The sequence below is a fragment of the Streptomyces sp. NBC_00433 genome, assembly GCA_036015235.1.
GTDB lineage: Bacteria > Actinomycetota > Actinomycetes > Streptomycetales > Streptomycetaceae > Actinacidiphila.
Genome location: CP107926.1, coordinates 5,707,829 through 5,725,554 on the forward strand (window position 1 = coordinate 5,707,829; position 17,726 = coordinate 5,725,554).

The following is a 17,726-nucleotide window of genomic DNA, read 5'->3' on the forward strand; positions in this document are numbered from 1 at the left end:
TGGACTGATCAGTTTATACTGAATACATGGCTGCCAGCAGCACAGACCCGGAGCAGCACGGGGAGCCGGACCCGGACAAGGATCCGGCGGACGCGCCACCCGCCGACAGCGGCCCGGCCCGCATCGCGGCCGACCTGCGCGCGGCGATCGGACCCCTGGTCAGACGGCTGCGGCAGTTCAGGCCCGACGACGAGCTGACGCTCTCCCAGACCTCCGCCCTGGTGCGGCTCGACCGCGAAGGGCCCGCGACGGGCTCGGAGTTGGCGGCCGGCGAGGGCGTACGCCCGCAGTCCATGGCCGCGATCCTGGCCGTGCTCTACGAGCGCGGCCTCATCGTCCGCGACCCGGACCCGGTGGACGGCCGGCGCATCGTCGTATCGTTGTCGGCGGCCGGGCGCGAGGGCCTGCGCGGCGCCCGGCAGAAGAAGGGGCGGCGGCTGACGCAGGCCATCGCCGACGAGTTGACACCCGATGAGCAGGCCGTACTCGCGGCCGCTCTCCCGCTGCTGGAGAGGATCACCCGACGTGTCTGAGCCCGCGGACATACGGCTCGCCCCGGACGGCGACGCTCCGGGCGGCGGCGCCACGGCGGTCGAGCCCCCGGACCGCTACAAGTGGGTGGCGCTGTCCAACACCAGCCTGGGGATGTTCATGGCCACGGTGGACTCGTCCATCGTGATCATCTCCATGCCGGCGATCTTCCGCGGCATCCACCTGGACCCCTTCGCGGCCGGAAACATCAGCTACCTGCTGTGGATGATCATGGGGTATCTGCTGGTCACCGCGGTGCTGGTGGTCACCCTCGGGCGGCTCGGCGACATCATGGGCCGGGTGCGGATGTACAACCTCGGCTTCGTCGTCTTCACGCTCGCCTCCGTCGCGCTGTCCTTCGACCCCTTCCTCGGCGGCTCCGGGGCGATGTGGCTGATCGCCTGGCGGGTGGTGCAGGCGCTCGGCGGCTCCATGCTGATGGCGAACTCCGCCGCGATCATCACCGACGCCTTCCCCGCGCACCAGCGCGGCACGGCGCTCGGCATCAACCAGATATCGGCGCTGAGCGGGACCTTCATCGGCCTGGTGCTGGGCGGGCTGCTGTCCGCGTGGGACTGGCGGGCGGTCTTCTGGGTCAACCTGCCGGTCGGCATCCTCGGCACGATCTGGGCCTACCGCTCGCTGCGCGAGACCTCGGCCCGGCAGAAGTCCCGCATCGACTGGTGGGGCAACCTCACCTTCGCCTGCGGCCTGGGCGCGCTGCTGATCTCCATCACCTACGGCATCCAGCCCTACGCCGGCCACACGATGGGCTGGACCAGCCCCAAGGTGCTGTCCGGCCTGATCGGCGGCGTGGTGCTGCTGGCGGTCTTCTGCGTCATCGAGTCCCGGGTGCCCGAGCCGATGTTCCACCTCTCGCTCTTCCGCAACCGGGCCTTCGCGGCCGGCAACGCCGCCTCCCTGCTCGCGTCCGTGGCACGCGGCGGGCTGCAGTTCATGCTGATCATCTGGCTCCAGGGCATCTGGCTGCCCCTGCACGGCTACGACTTCGCCGACGCGCCGCTGTGGGCGGGCATCTTCCTGCTGCCGCTGACCGCCGGCTTCCTCATCTCGGGACCGCTGTGCGGCTGGCTGTCCGACCGCTACGGGGTGCGCTTCTTCACCACCGGCGGCCTGCTGCTCTTCTCGGCCAGCTTCGTCGGGCTGCTGCTGCTGCCGATCGTCTTCCCCTACTGGGCGTTCGCGCTGCTCATCATGTGCAACGGGATGGGCTCGGGGATGTTCGCCGCGCCGAACACCTCGGCGATCATGAGCAGCGTCCCGGTCACCCACCGGGGGGCCGCGTCCGGGATGCGGTCCACCTTCCAGAACAGCGGGATGTCGCTGTCGATCGGCATCTTCTTCTCGCTGCTGATCATCGGGCTGGCGAACCGGTTGCCCGCGGCGCTCTCCTCGGGGCTGCAGGCGCAGGGCGTGCCGGCCGCCACCGCCGAGCACGCGGCCTCGCTGCCGCCCGTCTCGACGGTCTTCTCCGCCTTCCTCGGCATCAACCCGGTCCAGACGCTGCTCGGGCCCAGCGGGGTCCTCGACACGCTGCCCGCGCACAACCGGGAGGTGCTGACGGGCAAGTCGTTCTTCCCGAACCTGATTTCGGGGCCCTTCCACCACGGCCTGCTGATCGTCTTCGCGACGGCGACCGTGATGGGTCTGCTGGCGGCCACCGCCTCGCTCCTGCGCGGAGGGGCGCGTCCGCGGTCCGCACAAGACGACTAAGCGGTTGCCCCCCGCACCTGTCGGTCGACCGCGGCTCCGTCGCGGTTGAGCGCGCAGTTCCCCGCGCCCCTTTTGGCCTGCGTCCTCCTACGCCCAGCGTCGGCTCCTGGAGGGTGAGCGTTTTTCAGGGGCGCGGGGAACTGCGCGACCAGCCACGACGAGGCCGCAGGCGAGCAACGCCACCGCGAGTGGCAATCACCCAGGCGCCCAGGCCGCACGCAGTGGTCGGGGCGAGGCCGTAACGAAGAAGGCGCGCCGGCGCGTCAAGAAGGTGGAGGTCGAACCCGAAGGGAGCCGCAGGCGTGCGTCATGTGCAAACCCAGGCGTATCTGGAGTTCGCGCGGGCCAGAACGGGCCCGTTATACCGGTCTGCCTGCCTGCTCACCAGCGGCGACACGCACCTGGCGGAGGACCTGGTCCAGGAGACCCTGGGCCGGATGTACCTGGTCTGGGCGCGGACGTCCAAGGTGGGAAATCCGGCCGCGTACGCGCAAACCGTGCTGGTGCGGGCCTTCCTGACGCACCAGCGGCGCCGCAGCAGTACGGAGCGCCCGATCGCCGAGCCGCCCGACCGGCCGTCGCCGCCCGGCGGGGACGCGACCTTGCGCATCACCCTGCTGGACGCGCTCGCCCGGCTCGCCCCGAAGGACCGGGCCGTGCTGGTGCTGCGCTACTGGGAGGACCGCAGCATCGAGGAGACGGCCGCCGCCCTGGACGCGACCCCCGGCGCGATACGCACCCGGTGCGTCCGCGCGCTTGGCCGGCTGCGGGACGAACTCGGCGGAGAACTCGCCGATCTCGTCGCCCGCTGAACGGCCCGCTGAACGGCCCGCTGAACTGCCCACCGAACCGCCCCACCGAACCGCCCCACTGACGTACCACCACCCCCGTGAGGACACCCCCATGCCCGTGGAATTCGAGGACGAGCTCGGCGACGCGCTGCGCTCCACCGCCGACACCTTCCAGCCCGACGACCCGCACGCCCTGGTGGGCGGGGGTCACCAGCGAGGCCGCCGGCTGCGCCGCCGGCGTACGGTCACCGTCGTGGCGGGCGCCGCCGCCTTCGCGGCGGTCGCGGTCGGCGGGGTGCTGGCCGGCGGGCTCGCGCAGGGCGGGGGCCACAGCAGCGGTGTGGCCGCGGCGCCCGAGCGGCCGAAGCCCGTGCGGTCGGTCGACGCGGCGGCCCCCGTGGTGACCGGCACGCAGGTCGCCCGGATCTTCGCCGGCCTGCTGCCCGTCGGGAAGGTCACCGAACTGACGGGTTACGGTCCGCAGGACCGGCCGGTCCCGGACGCGCTCGCGACGGCCGTCTTCGACAACGGCCCCGGCCCCGGCCTGGTCGAGGTCGACCTCCAGCGCCAGGCCAACCCCGTCGACAACTGCCCGCACCCCGCGCCCTCGGGCACGTGGTGCTCCCTCACCCATGTGCACGGCGGCTCGCTGACGCTCTTCAAGGGCTACGAGTACCCGGACCGCCGCACCGACGTGAAGGAGTGGGTGGCGACGTTCGTCACACCGAACGGCGCCCAGATCCAGCTGAGCCAGTGGAATTCGCGGCAGGAGAAGGGCTCCCCCGTCTCGCGGCCGACCCCGCCGCTGAGCCTCGCCCAGATGACCGCGGTGGTCACCAGCGGCAAGTGGAAGCCGGTGCTGGCCGGGCTTCCCGCGTCGGACGACCTCGGCGGGGGCAAGGACGACGCGCCCGGCGCGTCGGCGGACGGCGGGAAGGCCCCGCAGTCCAAGGCGGACACCGCGGCGAACGGCTGACACATCGGGTCGGACGGCGCCAGACCTGGGGGGTCTTCCCGTTCACGCGCTTTTTGCGCATGCTTTGAGTACCCGGGTGCCGTCTGCGGCGGCTTTCGGGTGACAATGCGAAGTCGAGGCGCAAGACGTACGAAGCACGCCCCCTGAGTGAAGCGAGGATCCCATGTTGCGAAACGGGCTGGAGCCGTGGCACCTGATCGTGGTGGCGATCGTCGTCATCGTGCTCTTCGGTTCGAAGAAGCTCCCCGAGGCCGCCCGCGGCCTGGGCAAGTCGATGCGCATCCTGAAGTCCGAGGCCAAGGCGATGAAGAGCGACGACCCGGGCGCCACGGCGAGTGCCGCCCCGGCGTCCACGCCGACCCCGGCGCCGGAGGCCATCACCCCCACTGACGTGGTGGCGGCCAACGAGGCCGCCCCGGCGCCGCAGGCCACGACCACGGTGAAGTAGCGCGCACCCGCCGGCAAGGCGGCGAGCCCCGGACGGGACCCATCGGGACCCGTCCGGGGCTTTGTGCTGCCAGGGGCTTGCGCCGGGGCCGGCGGCGGGATCCGGGCCGCCTTTTCCGGGATCCGGCAGTGTTGGTAGGTTCTCGGCGTCCGGGTTGTGGAAGCCGGTCAGGGGTGGGGTTGCGGTGACGGCCGTTACGGGCACGGGCACGGGCATGCACAGCGGTACGCACGGGGGCGGAGGTGCGCACGCGGGCGCGGTGCCGGCGGAATTCCTGGCCGGCTTCACCGAGACGCTCGCCGACGTCTCGCGCAGTTGCCGGACGCTGACCCGCGCGGAGCGCGAGAGCCGCAGGGCGCTCGGCGAGCAGGCCGCGGACGCCGGGATCGGCCTGCGCGAACTCACCGTGGGCCACCTCGCCGCCGCCCGCCGCGCCTGGCCCGCGCTGCCGGGTGTGGCCGGCGCCCACGACACCGCCGAGCTGCGCAAGGCCGGCGCCGCCGTACTGGCCGCGCTCGAAGCGGGGGTCGGCGCGCTCGCCGAGGGCCACTCGCGGGCCCAGCGGCACGCGGTGCGCAGGGCCGAGGCGGCCCGCCGCGCCTTCGTCGACGACCTGCTCTACGGCCGCAGCGACCCGGGGCGTATCGCGGAACAGGCCGAGGGTTTCGGGCTGCGGCTCGCCGAGCGCCACACCGTCGCGGTCGCCGCGCCGCCGCCGGGGGAGCCGTACGACCAGGCGCACCCGCTGCTGCGGCGGGTCGAGCGCGAACTCGTCGGCCGCTTCGGCGACCACGACGCGCTGGTCGCGCCGAAGGACGGGCGGCTGGTGTGCGTCGCGCCCACCGGGCAGCGGCATGTGCTCGACGCGTTCGTGAAGCTGGCGTCCGCGCCCGACGGCGCCCGGGTCGCGGTCAGCCGCCCGCACAGCGGGGCGGTGGGGGTCGTGCGCTCCTACGAGGAGGCGCTCAGCGCGCTCGACCTCGCCGAGCGGCTCGGCCTGGAGGGCCGTGTCCTGAGCGCTGCGGACCTGCTGGTCTTCCCGGTCCTGATGCGCGACCGGGCCGCGATGTCCGACCTGGTCCAGTCGGTCCTCGGCCCGCTGGAGGCGGCGCGGGGCGGGGCCGGGCCGCTGCTGGAGACCATCGCGGCCTACGGGGCGGCGGGCTATGTCAACGCGGAGGCCGCGCGCCGCCTCGACCTGAGCGTGCGCGCCTTGTCCTACCGGCTGGAGCGGATAGCCGCCCTCACCGGCTTCGACCCGGACGACCCGCTCCAGCGCTACACCCTGGAGACCGCCGCGCTGGGCGCCCGCCTCCTCGGCTGGCCGCCCGCCGCCCGGCCGTAGGCGGTCAGGGGTCGCAGGCGTCGCCCTGGCCGTCGTCCTCGGCCTTGGCGGCGTCGCACTCCGTACGCAGCCCGGCGCTGATCGCGCGCCCGATGTCCCGCAGCGACGCGAGCTGCTCCGGGGTGAGCACGTCGAACATGTGTTCACGTACGGTCGTGACGTGCCCGGGGGCGGCGGCGGCGAGGGCGGCGTGACCGGACTCGGTCAGCGAGCAGACCCATCCGCGGCGGTCGCCGTCGGCGGGGCGCCGCTCGACCCAGCCGTTGCGTTCCAGGGCGGTGACCGCGTGCGAGAGGCGGCTGCGGGAAGAGAGCGAGGCATCGGCGAGTTCACTCATGCGGAGGCGCCGGTGCGGGGCCTCCGAGAGGCGGACCAGGATCTCGTAGTAGGCCATCGGCATGCCGGAGTCCTGCCGCATCTGCCGGTCTATGTGTGCGGAGAAGGCGACACTGGCGGACAGGTAGGCCCGCCATATCTCCTGTTCCTCGGCACTCAGCCAGCGCACATCATCCATACCTTCATCATACCGGTGGTTGAACTCTCAACACCATCGGGATATGGTGAATGAGCTTTCAATCACCACCCCCCTTTGATGGTCCAGTGCAAGGAGCAACCGCATGAGCGCGCAGACCGCAGTGATCGACGGCTACGTCGCCGGCAAGTGGACGATCGACACCGTGCACTCCGACGTGTCCTTCTACGTCCGTCACCTCGGCGTTTCCAAGGTCCGCGGTCAGTTCGCGACCTTCGAGGGCAGCATCGTCACGGGCGAGGACCCGCTGGACTCCTCCGTCACCGCGGTGGTCAAGACCGCGTCGGTGAACACCAACAACGAGACGCGGGACGCCCACGTCCGCAGCGCGGACTTCCTGGACGTCGAGAACTTCCCGGAGATGACCTTCACCTCGACCGGCGTCCGCCCGCAGACCTCCGAGCTGTTCGAGGTCGACGGTGAGCTGACCCTGCACGGCGTGACCAAGCCCGTCACCCTCCAGCTGGAGCTGAACGGCTTCGGCAAGGGCTTCGACGGCAACGCGGTGGCCGGCTTCTCGGCCGCCACCGAGATCAGCCGCGGCGACTTCGGTGTCACCGGCGGCGCCGCGGGTGCCGCGGTCAGCGACAAGATCAAGATCGCGCTGGAGATCGAGGCGGGCCTCGCGCAGGACTGACCTCCGCCGAGCCCCACCCCCGCACCACCCCGGCCAGGCCCCCCGCATGCCGGTACGGCCCCGGCCGCCCTCCGCGTCAGCACGCGGACGGCGGCCGGGGCCGTTTCGGTTCCCGTATGACCCGGACACGATCGGCGCAAGAAGTCTGCCGGAATGCGGCAATGCCCGGCCCGCCCCCGTGCTGCCACGATCGCTGCGGCGGTCGAAGAGCCGGCAGGGGGAGGCGAACGGGGAATGGGGCAGTTCACCGATGTCGTCCTCGGCTTTCCGACCGTGCTGTTCACCGGGGGACTGGTGGCCGTGGTCGCCTTCTGGGCCGTCGTGCTGGCCGGCGGAGCCGACGCGCACGGGCCCTGGCACCACGGCGCCACCGGCGGACATGGGGGAGCGGGGGGGCACAGCGGTCATGGCGTCCACGGGGGGCGCCATGACCGGCTGGTCGGCGAGGGGGCCGGCCGGCCCGACGGCCACGGCGGCGAGGCCGGTGCGCTGGCCGCCGCCGGCCTCGGCGGAGTGCCCGTCACCGTCGTCCTGTCGCTGCTCGTGGCCCTGTCCTGGTTCATCACGCTCGCCGGCTCCGCCGCCCTGCGCGGCACGCACGCCGGCGGCCCCGTCCGCTTCCTGATCGCGCTCGCCGTGACCGCCGCCGCGCTGGTCGGCGCCTGGTCCGGCACCTGGCTGCTGGTACGCCCGCTGCGCCGCCTCTTCCCCGACGTCAGGCCGCCCTCCCGGGAGGACTTCGTCGGGCAGGTGTGCGTCATCCGCACCGGCAGCGTCACCGCCCGCTTCGGCCAGGCCGAGGTCGCCGCGCCCGACGGCTCCACCGCCGTGGTGCAGGTGCGGCAGACCGGCGAGGACGCCTTCAGATCCGGCGGCAGCGCGCTGCTCTACGCCTACGACCCGGACGGCGAGTTCTTCTGGGTCGCGCCTTTCGACGCCTTCGGGACCGTCACCGCCTTCGACACCTTCACCACCTGAGGATCCGCCATGGATGCCACTGCCATCGGGATCGGTGTGCTCGTCGCCGTTCTCGCGCTCATCGCACTCGGAGTGCTCTTCACCGTCAGCCGGCTCTTCCGCAAGGTCGAGCAGGGCCAGGCGCTGATCATCTCCCGCACCCGGCAGGTGGACGTCACCTTCACCGGGTCCGTCGTCCTGCCGGTGCTGCACAATGCCGAGCTGATGGACATCTCGGTCAAGACCATCGAGATCCAGCGGACCGGCCGCGAGGGCCTGATCTGCCAGGACAACATCCGCGCCGACATCCACCTCACCTTCTTCGTCCGGGTCAACAAGACCAAGGAGGACGTGGTGAAGGTCGCGCAGGCGATCGGCACCGAGCGGGCCAGCCACCAGGCCACGCTGCAGGCGCTCTTCAGCGCGAAATTCTCCGAGGCGCTCAAGACGGTCGGCAAGCAGCTGGACTTCGTGGACCTCTACACCCACCGCGAGCACTTCCGCGACCAGATCATCCAGGTCATCGGCACCGACCTCAACGGCTACCACCTGGAGGACTGTGCGATCGACTTCCTGGAGCAGACCCCGCTGACCCAGCTGGACCCGGCCAACATCCTGGACGCGCAGGGCATCAGGAAGATCACCGAGCTGACCGCCATCGAGCACGTGCGCACCAACGAATTCCAGCGCACCGAGCAGAAGGAGATCACCCGGCAGAACGTCGACGCCCGCGAGACCATCCTGGAGCTGGAACGCCGCCAGGCCGAGGCCGAGATCAAGCAGCGCCGCGAGGTCGAGACGCTGCGGGCCAAGGAGGAGGCGGTCACCGCCCGGGTCCAGGAGGAGGAACGCCTCGGCGCCCAGGGCGCCTTCCTGCGCACCGAGGAGCAACTCGGCGTGCAGCGCGAGAACCAGGCCAGGGAGATCGCGGTGGCGCAGAAGAACCGCGAGCGGGTCATCGCGGTGGAGAACGAGCGCATCGAGAAGGACCGGGTGCTCGAAGTCATCGCGCGCGAGCGGGAGACGGAGCTGGCCAGGATCTCCAAGGAGAAGGAGGTCGAGGGCGAGCGCCGCGAGGTCGCCGACGTCGTCCGCGAGCGCATCGCGGTCGACCGCACGGTCGCCGAGCAGGAGGAGTCCATCAAGGCGCTGCGCATGGTCCAGGAGGCCGAGCGGGAGCGCCAGGCGCTGGTGATCACCGCGGAGGCGCAGGCGCAGGAGCAGTTGGTCAAGGACATCAAGGCGGCGGAGGCGGCCGAGCAGGCCGCGCAGCACAAGGCGCGCGAGACGCTGACCATGGCCGAGGCCCGCAAGGCCGCGTCCGAGCTGGACGCCGTGGCCAAGATCCGGCTGGCCGAGGGGCTGCGTGCCGAGGCCGCCGCGGCAGGCCTCGCCGAGGTCGAGGTGCGCGAGCGCAGCGCCGAGGCGATCAGCAAGGTGGGCATCGCCGAGGCCGACGCGACGGCCGCGCGCCTCAGGGCCGAGGCCGAGGGCGTCAGGGCCAAGGCGCTGGCGCAGGCCGAGGGCACCACCGCGCAGGCGGCTGCCGAATCCGCCCTGATCGGCGGGCGGTTGAAGGCGGAGGCGGCGGGCCTGACCGAGAAGGCGGCCGCGATGGCGGCGCTGGACGACGCCTCGCGCGGCCACGAGGAATACCGCCTGCGGCTGGCGGCGGAGAAGGACGTACGCCTCGCGGGCCTGGAGACGCAGCGGCAGATCGCCGAGGCGCAGGCCACCGTGCTGGCCACCGGTCTGGAGAAGGCCGACATCCAGATCGTCGGCGGCGACACCGTCTTCTTCGACCGGCTGCTGGGCGCGGTCGCGGCGGGCCGCAGCGTCGACTCCTTCGTCGGCAGCTCGGAGACGGTACGGGCGCTGGGCGCCGACTGGCTCGACGGCTCCGGCCGCTTCACCGAGGACGCGACGAAGGTCCTGAGCGCCCTGGCCGCGGGCAACGGCGGCAACGGCAACGCGGCGACCGTGCTGGCCGCCCTGCTCGGCGGGCTCCAGGACCAGAAGGCTCCGTTGGCGGCCGCGCAGGCCAACGGCATCGCGAAGAAGTGAGCGGGCGGTACGGGATGAGCGGGGACGGCGGCGCGGAGCGCGGGCGCGGCGGGCAAGGCGGCTCGGCGGAACCGGGCGGTCGCGGCGGGCGGCACGGGGACGGGCTCGACGCCGACGCCTACGACGTGCTGCGCGAGCGGCTGGCGGGCGCGGCAAGGGAGTTGGCGGGCCGCGCCGAGGCGCTGAACTCCGCGCGGCAGCACGTCTTCGGCGGCGGCGAGCTGCGGCTCGCGGGAGCCGAGCGGATCGGGACCGTACGGGCGTCGCTGCCCGCCGACGTCGCGCCGGTCGGCGGGCGGCTGCTGTTCGCCGCGAACCCGGCGCAGGTCGAGGACGTCGCCGACGTCCTCCGGCTGCGGGACGCCGACGAGCCGGTCCCCGGGCTGCTGGACGACCCGCGGTTCGTGCGGGACTTCCGCGAGCTGTACCGCTACTACCGGCAGACCCGGCTGCTGCGGCTGCGCGCCCTCGACGGCCGGCTGCTCGCCGTCTTCCGCACCGGTCCCTCCCCCGCCGACGTCAAGGCGCTCGGCTGGCGGGTCGGCACCGACGGCGGCTACACCTACCAGGGCACCGCGCGGGACACCGCCGAGGCGGACGGCGGGGCTTACGCCGTGGCCTGGACCCCGGCCGGGCGCGAGGCCCACGTGTCCGGGCGCCGCCCGCACCTGGCCTTCGGCGACGTCACCGTCGACACCACCGGCGGCACCCTGGTGATCGCCGTCGGCGACACCGTCCACGAGGAGCCCGTCGAGGACGCCTTGCAGTCGCTCGCCGACGCCGAGGTCGAACACGCCACCGTGGAGCCGCTGCTGCTGCTCCGGGTGCGCCCCTACCACGAGGACGCCGACCGCTACTTCGCCGTCAACACCCGTACCGAGCAGGTCGAAAGGCTCGACGCGATCGGCCAGGCCTGCCTGCGGCTGCCCGACGAGCAGGGCGTCGTCTTCCCCGGCGGCTACGCGCTCGCCACCGGCGGCACCCGCACCTTCGACCTCGAAACCGGCGGTGCGCGGCTGGACTTCGAGCGGCTCGTGCGGTCCGCGAACGGCGAGGACGTGCTCTACGTCTTCCACGCCGAGGGCCGCAGGCTGCTGCTGCCCTACAACCTCATACGCAAGGAGGTCGCCGCCCCGCTCACCGTGCAGGGCTGCGCCCTCTACGACGACGGCACGCTGCTCACCCTGCGCCCGGCCGACGGCGGTGAACCGGGCCGCGTGCACACCCTCCAGCGCTGGGAGACCCCCTTCGTCTCCGACACCTGGGCCGCCGCCCGGCCCGCCGGCGACGGGCCGCTGGCCAGGATCGGCAATGCCGACCTCGTCCGCGCCGTCTCCGACGCGCTGTCGGTGGCCCGCGCCGCCCTGGAGACCGCGCCGGGCGCCGCCGTCTACGAGGCGCTCGCCGCCTCCTGCGACCGGGTGCTCGACCGCCACCACTGGCTGGCCGATGACGGCACCGGCGACCTCGCCGCCCCGCTGAACCTGGTGCGCGACACCGCCCGCGACGTACTGTCCGAATACGCCCGCGTCCGCGAGGCCACCGCCCGCGCCGCCCAGGCCGTCGAGGAGACCGCGGCCCGCATCGCCGGCCTCGTCCGCCGGGCACGCGGCGAGGCCGCGGCGAGCGCCGCGGAATGGGTCACCCGGCTGACCGAACTGCGGCGGGCACAAGGCCGGTTGGCCACCCTGCGCGAGCTGCGGTACGCCGACCTCGACCGGCTCGACTCCCTCGGTGCCTCCCTGGCAGGCGAGTCGGCGGCCGCCGCGGCACGGGCCGCCGACTGCTTCGCCGACGAGCACGCCTTCGACGGCTTCCGCGAACGGGCCGCCGAACTGGCCTCTTCAGCAGCCGGGTTGGAGACGGCCGCCGACGGCGACGCGGTGGCCGCCGACCTGGACGAGCTGGCGGGCGGCCTCGCCACCGTCACCGAGACGGCCGCCACCCTGGAGATCGCCGACGCGACCGTACGCACCCGCATCCTCGCCTCGGCCGCCGACGTCCTCGGCGCGGTCAACCAGGCCCGCGCCGTGCTCGACGCGCGCCGCCGCTCGCTGCTCGCCGCCGAGTCCGCGGCCGAATTCGCCGCGGAGAGCGCCCTGCTGGCGCAGAGCGCCAGCGGCGCGCTGGCCGCGGCGGACACCCCGGACGCCTGCGACCTGCACCTGGGCCGGCTGCTGGTCCAGGTCGAGAACCTCACCACCCGCTTCGCGACCGACCCCGACCGCCTCGCCGACCTCGCCGAGCGCCGCGACGAGATCCAGCAGACCCTCACCGCCCGCAAGCAGTCGCTCGCCGACGAGCGCGCCGCGCGGGCCGCCCGCCTGGCCGCCTCCGCCGACCGCATCCTCGACGGCATCCGCCGCCGCGCCGCCGCGCTGACCTCCGCGGACGACGTCAACACCTACTTCGCCGCCGACCCGATGGCGACCGAACACCGCCGCATCGCCGCCGAGTTGAGCGCCCTCGGCGACCCGGCCCGCGCCGCGGAACTGACCGGGGCCCTCGCCGCCACCCGCCAGGACACCGCCCGCACCCTCCGCGACCGCCAGGACCTCTACGAGGACGACGGCACCACCCTGCGCCTCGGCCGCCACCGCTTCCCGGTCAACACCCAGCCCTTCGACCTGGCCCTCGTCCCGCACGGTGACGCTCTGGCTTTCACGATCACCGGCACGGACTACCTCGCGCCGGTGGCCGACCCGGCCTTCGCCGCCACCCGCCCCTTCTGGACCCGCCCCCTCGTCTCCGAGACCCCGGAGCTCTACCGCTCCGAATACCTGGCGGCGACCTTGCTCCTGTCCGTGATGCCCTCGGCGGGCGGCCCGACGGGAGACGCCCCGGCCACCGGGGCAGGTCTGGCTGATCCGGCCGCGTTCGTGCGGGAGGCCGCTGCGGGGCGGGTGGACGAGGGGTATCAGCGCGGGGTGCACGACCACGACGCCGAGGCGCTGCTGCGCGCGCTCGTGGCGATCGCTCCAGGGGCCGGGTTGCTGCGGTATCCGCCGGGGGTGCGGGCGGTCGCGCAGGTCTTCTGGGCGTACGGGACCGACGCGGCCGGGCGGGCGGCGTGGACGACCAGGGCGCGGTCGCTCACCCGGGCGGCGGCCTTCGGCGGGGCCTTCGCCGCCGAAGGGCCGGCGGTGCCCGCCGGCGCCGGAGCCGCCGGACTGCCCACCGGTACGGCCCTGGACGCGCTCGGCGCGGAGATCGGGGGTGCCGCCGGGGACTTCCTGCGGGCGGCCGGGCTCGGCGGGGTCGCCGTGGACGACGGGCTCGTCGGGGAATACCTCGTCGCCGAACTCGCCGCCGAGCAGCCCGGCTTCGTGGCCGGGCAGGCCGCCGGGGACGTCGGGCGGCGGTTCGCGGCGGCGCTCGGGGGGACCGAGGGCGTGCCGTACAAGGACGTCGTCGGGGACCTGGACGCGCTCGGCGGGGATCTGGCCGCGCGCTGGCAGCTGGCGATCGGGTGGCTCGGGCCGCTCGCCGGGGTGCACGGCGATCATCTGGAGGCGGCCGCCGCGCTGGTGTGCGGCGCGGACGCCGTGCGCTACGCGGCCGGCGGGCCCGCCGAGGTGACCGTGGACGGGCTGCTCGGGGCACACCCCCGGGTCGTCCAGGGGCGGTTGACCGTCCGGCTGGACGAACTGCTCACCCGGGTGAGGCGGTTCCGTACGGACGAGGTGCCCGCCTACCGCGCCTACCAGCGCCACCGCACCGCCGTCGTCGCAGCGGAACGCGACCGCCTCGGGCTCGCCGCGTACCGCCCGCGCCCGCTCACCGGCTTCGTGCGCAACCGGCTGCTGGACGAGGTCTACCTCCCGCTGGTCGGCGACAGCCTCGCCAAGCAGTTCGGCACCGCGGGCGGCCTGCTGATGCTGCTGTCGCCGCCCGGCTACGGCAAGACGACCCTGGTCGAATACGTCGCCGCCCGCCTCGGGCTCGCCCTGGTCACCGTCTCCGGCCCGGCGCTCGGCACCGGCACGACCTCGCTCGACCCCGAGCGCGCGCCGGACGCCACCGCCCGGCGCGAGGTCGAGAAGCTCGACTTCGCCCTCCGCCTCGGCTCCAACGTCCTGCTCCACCTGGACGACATCCAGCACACCTCGCCCGAACTGCTGCAGAAATTCATCCCGTTGTGCGACGCGCAGCGCCGCGTCGAGGGCGCGGGCGGTACGTACTCGCTGCGCGGGAAGCGGTTCGCCGTCTGCATGTCGGGCAACCCCTACACCGAGTCGGGGCGGCTCTTCCGGGTGCCCGACATGCTCGCCAACCGCGCCGACGTCTGGAACCTGGGCGACGTCCTGTCCGGCCGCGAGGACGTCTTCGCGCTGAGCTACGTCGAGAACGCGCTCACCGCCAACCCGGTGCTGGCCCCGCTCGCGGGACGCGAGCGCGCCGACCTGGAGCTGCTGCTCCGGCTCGCCGCCGGCGACCCGACGGCCCGCGCGGACGCGCTCATCCACCCTTACGAGGCGGGCGAGTCGGCCGCGATCGTGGCGGTGCTGCGGCAGGCGCTGCACGTGCGGGGCGTGCTGCTTGCCGTCAACGCGGCCTATATCGCGGCCGCTTCAGAAGGGGGCGAGCCCTTCCTGCTCCAGGGCTCCTACCGCGACATGGGCCGCCTGACCGGCCGCCTGCACCCGTCCCTGACGTCCGCGGACGTCGACGCGCTGATCACCGACCACTACCGGGCGGAGGCCCACACCCTCGCCGCCGGCGCGGGCGCCGCACTCCGGCGACTCGCGGCCCTCCGCGGCACCCCCGCCTGAGGGGTGAGCGTTCTTCAGGGGCGCGGAGAACTGCGCGACGAGCCCCCGCGCACCGGCGCCGTGGGGCCGTGACAGCACCCCGCGGGGAGCGGCGTGACACCTCGGATTCACGCGAGCCACCCCCGGTGACAACCGGGCGCTCACCTGCCGCCGGAATTCTCTTGGCATGGCCACTTCTTCTCCGGCTCACCGCGCGCGCTCCGCCGCCGCGGTCGGCCTCGCCGTCTCGTTCACCGTCTCCCTCGCCGTCTTCGGCGGCGCCACGCCGGCGTTCGCGGACTCGAACGCGAAGCCGACCTACGAGGTGAAGATCGACCTCACGACGTCCGCGCTGGACGCCTCGCACGCCCCGACCGCCGCGGTGAAGTCGGCGTTCGGGATCAGCGGTTCGAGCAAGGCGCGCTCGTACGAGTACTTCGACACCTCCGCGCTTGCGCTGAACGCGCAGGGCTGGGACGTACGGCTGCGCCACAAGTCGGGCTCGGACTTCGAGGAGACCTACAAGAAGCGCTACCCGGTCACCGGCGGCGACATCGACGCGGCCCTGGACCAGGCGAACGACGAGGGCTTCGACAGCAGCGACACGAACTACGACGCCGAGGTCGACTGGGGCTACTCCAAGCAGACGCTGAGCTTCAGCAACGAGAAGAGCCACAGCGACAGCGGCTACTCGGGCACCGCGATGCCGTCGGGCACCACCGGCCGCTCCTGGGTGGTGGGCGAGATCCCCGGCAAGCTGGAGGACTGGAACAGCAAGAACTGGGGCGCCGACACCCTCAAGTCGTCGGTCGCGCAGGGCCCGGTGACCTCGCAGGTGTGGTCGGGCGCGTGGGAGTCGTCGGACGACGCCGGCATCGAGGTGCTGCCGGTGAAGGCCGCCGGCGGCTCCGGCACCGAATACGTCATCGAGGTGTCGTTCAAGGCCGACGACTACGACGACGCGGCGGAGCTGCACGCGGACGCGATCTCCGTCGCCGACGCGCACGGCTGGCTCTACCACGGCGACATCCTCAAGACCCAGCTCATCCTCGACCGCTACTGACCCCGCCGCTGAGCGGACACAGCCCCGGGGGGCCGCCACCCCCCGGCCCTACGCCGCCGCGGCGCTGCTCACCAGCGCCCTGAGCCTCGTCGCGCGCAGGCGCACCACCACCGGTGCCGCCCGCCGCGAGGCGAGGGCCAGCGGCCAGGCGACCAGGCCGCCCAGCACCAGGGCGGCCAGCACGTCGTGCGGGTAGTGCACCCCGATCCACACCCGGGAGAGCGCCATCAGCAGCGCGAGGGGCAGGGCGTAAAGCCCGGTCCACCGCGCGGCCGACAGCAGCGCGACCGCCGCGGCCGCGGCGATGGCGGAGTGGTTGCTCGGGAAGGCGTAGTCGCCGAGCGGCGGGCACGCCTCGACGGTCACCGCGTGCAGCGTCCGGCAGGGCCGCTGCTCGGCGACGGCGGACTTCACGGCGTCGTTGACGAGGAAAACGGCGACCACGACGAGCGGAACGCACAGCGCCGCCGCCATCCGGGCGGCGTCCGCGGACCGGGCCCGCCACCACACCGCGAGCATCATGGCGGCGAAGACGCCGAGCCCGTAGTCGCTGAAGAAGCGGACGGCGTCGTCGAGGGGCTGCGGGGCGCGCTGGGCGAGATCGGTGACCCAGCGGTAGAGGCCCGCGTCGAACTGCGAGGTCACAGGCCCTCCGGGGAGTCGCCGGCCGAACCGCGGCGGCGGCCGCGCAGGACTTCCAGGCCGAGCGGGGCCAGCGAGACCACGACGATGACGGCGACGATCGGCAGCAGGTACGTGTCGACGTGCGGGACGGACGAGCCGAGGCCGTAGCCGCCCAGGACGAGCCCGACGCTCCACACGGTGCCGCCGACGACCTGCCAGAGGGTGAAGGTGCGCGCCGAGACGCCGAGCGCGCCGGCCAGCGGGTTCAGCACGGTGCGGACCACCGGGACGAAGCGGGCCAGGACGACGGCCTTGGCGTGGCCGTACCTTTCCAGCAGCTCACCGGCGCGTTCCGTGCCCTGGTGGATCTTCCGGCTCCTGGTCCTGGCCAGCAGGGCGGGGCCGCCGCGCCGCCCGATGGCGTAACCGGTCTGCGCCCCGAGCAGCGCGCCCGCGACCGAGGCGACGAGCACCTGCCACAGCGAGAGGTGCACCACGTCGGACGCGCCGGACACGCTGAGCAGGCCCGCGGTGAACAGGAGGGAGTCGCCGGGCAGGAAGAAGCCGATGAGCAGACCGGTTTCGGCGAACAGGACGACGGCGATGCCGACGGCTCCGAAGGAGGACAGCAGCGAGGTCGCGTCCAGTACGTTCACGGCCTGGTCCAAGGCGGGCAGGGGCATGGCGGTGGGGCCCTCCCATAATGGGTCCGGGGGCGCGGTGCGGCACCCCTCCGACTACAGTCATGTAGTCGGTCTACAGAACTGTAGACGAACGAGCGGGAAGGAGCGATTCCATGCAGGACGCCAACGCGTCTGCCCGCCGCCCTTCGGGCGAGCTGGAAGCAAGCGTGCTCGCCGCGCTCTGGGCGGCGAACGGCCGGGCGCTCACCCCCGCCGACGTCCAGCGGGACCTGGTCGCCGCCCTCGGCGCCGACCTCGCACGCACCACGGTCACCACGATCCTCGCCCGCCTCCACGAGAAGGGCTCCGTGAGCCGCACCCGCGCGGGCCGCGGCTACGCCTACCTCCCCGCCCAGGACCCCCCCGGCCTCGCCGCCCGCCGCATGCGCACCGAGCTGGACAAATCAGCCGACGGCCTGCGCGGCACGGTTCTGGCCCGCTTCGTCTCCGAGCTCGACCCGGACGACGAGCGCCTGCTGCGCTCGCTTCTGGCCCAGGTCCCGGGCGAGGGGGGCTCCGCCTCGCCTGCCGCCGGGGGCGCCGACCCCGCCGGGGGCGCTCCCGCGCGGGGTCCCGGCGCGGACGCCGTT

The 17,726-nt window shown here is 73.5% G+C and carries 14 protein-coding genes and 1 pseudogene; 12 read left to right on the forward strand and 3 right to left on the reverse strand.

The window, feature by feature from the left end; all coding sequences use genetic code 11:
* The first annotated feature begins 26 nt into the window (after nt 1-26).
* From OG900_24410 to OG900_24435, 6 genes are all read left to right on the forward strand, one after another.
* The gene (locus OG900_24410) at nt 27-533 is read left to right on the forward strand and encodes a MarR family transcriptional regulator (protein ID WUH92944.1); all 507 of its coding nucleotides are present in this window, start codon (nt 27-29) and stop codon (nt 531-533) included.
* Between the two features lie 112 nt (nt 534-645).
* Entirely contained in the window at nt 646-2,265 is a 1,620-nt protein-coding gene (locus OG900_24415) for an MFS transporter (protein WUH95901.1), read from the forward strand.
* A 302-nt stretch (nt 2,266-2,567) separates the two neighbouring features.
* Entirely contained in the window at nt 2,568-3,077 is a 510-nt protein-coding gene (locus OG900_24420) for a SigE family RNA polymerase sigma factor (GenBank protein ID WUH92945.1), read from the forward strand.
* A gap of 91 nt (nt 3,078-3,168) precedes the next feature.
* Nucleotides 3,169-4,032 carry a hypothetical protein gene (locus OG900_24425; GenBank protein WUH92946.1) on the forward strand — a complete coding sequence of 288 codons (864 nt, stop codon included), beginning with the start codon at nt 3,169-3,171 and terminating at the stop codon, nt 4,030-4,032.
* A gap of 163 nt (nt 4,033-4,195) precedes the next feature.
* A complete protein-coding gene (tatA, locus tag OG900_24430; protein WUH92947.1) occupies nt 4,196-4,480 on the forward strand; it encodes a Sec-independent protein translocase subunit TatA in 285 nt (94 codons plus the stop codon).
* A 214-nt stretch (nt 4,481-4,694) separates the two neighbouring features.
* Nucleotides 4,695-5,825 (forward strand): helix-turn-helix domain-containing protein, encoded by a 1,131-nt coding sequence (locus OG900_24435; protein WUH95902.1) that lies wholly within the window; start codon nt 4,695-4,697, stop codon nt 5,823-5,825.
* Between the two features lie 4 nt (nt 5,826-5,829).
* Here OG900_24435 and OG900_24440 read toward each other — a convergent pair whose 3' ends face one another.
* Complete coding sequence (locus OG900_24440; protein ID WUH92948.1) at nt 5,830-6,339, reverse strand: MarR family transcriptional regulator; 510 nt, start codon at nt 6,337-6,339, stop codon at nt 5,830-5,832.
* 103 nt (nt 6,340-6,442) lie between these two features.
* Here OG900_24440 and OG900_24445 point away from each other — a divergent pair, with 103 nt between their 5' ends.
* From OG900_24445 to OG900_24465, 5 genes are all read left to right on the forward strand, one after another.
* A complete protein-coding gene (locus OG900_24445) occupies nt 6,443-6,994 on the forward strand; it encodes a YceI family protein (GenBank protein ID WUH92949.1) in 552 nt (183 codons plus the stop codon).
* Nucleotides 6,995-7,228: 234 nt separating this feature from the next.
* Complete coding sequence (locus tag OG900_24450) at nt 7,229-7,972, forward strand: hypothetical protein (protein ID WUH92950.1); 744 nt, start codon at nt 7,229-7,231, stop codon at nt 7,970-7,972.
* Between the two features lie 9 nt (nt 7,973-7,981).
* A complete protein-coding gene (locus OG900_24455) occupies nt 7,982-10,015 on the forward strand; it encodes a flotillin family protein (GenBank protein ID WUH92951.1) in 2,034 nt (677 codons plus the stop codon).
* A 14-nt stretch (nt 10,016-10,029) separates the two neighbouring features.
* A complete protein-coding gene (locus OG900_24460; protein WUH92952.1) occupies nt 10,030-14,787 on the forward strand; it encodes a DNA repair ATPase in 4,758 nt (1,585 codons plus the stop codon).
* Between the two features lie 166 nt (nt 14,788-14,953).
* The gene (locus OG900_24465; protein ID WUH92953.1) at nt 14,954-15,829 is read left to right on the forward strand and encodes a hypothetical protein; all 876 of its coding nucleotides are present in this window, start codon (nt 14,954-14,956) and stop codon (nt 15,827-15,829) included.
* A gap of 48 nt (nt 15,830-15,877) precedes the next feature.
* Here OG900_24465 and OG900_24470 read toward each other — a convergent pair whose 3' ends face one another.
* Nucleotides 15,878-16,474 (reverse strand): phosphatase PAP2 family protein, encoded by a 597-nt coding sequence (locus OG900_24470; GenBank protein ID WUH92954.1) that lies wholly within the window; start codon nt 16,472-16,474, stop codon nt 15,878-15,880.
* Nucleotides 16,471-17,136: a DedA family protein gene (locus tag OG900_24475; protein ID WUH92955.1), complete on the reverse strand. Its 666-nt coding sequence runs from the start codon at nt 17,134-17,136 to the stop codon at nt 16,471-16,473. The genes OG900_24470 and OG900_24475 overlap by 4 nt, the downstream gene beginning before the upstream one ends.
* A gap of 113 nt (nt 17,137-17,249) precedes the next feature.
* Between OG900_24475 and OG900_24480 the strand changes: the two are divergent.
* Nucleotides 17,250-17,627, forward strand: a pseudogene (locus tag OG900_24480) (BlaI/MecI/CopY family transcriptional regulator).
* Nucleotides 17,628-17,726 lie beyond the last annotated feature (99 nt).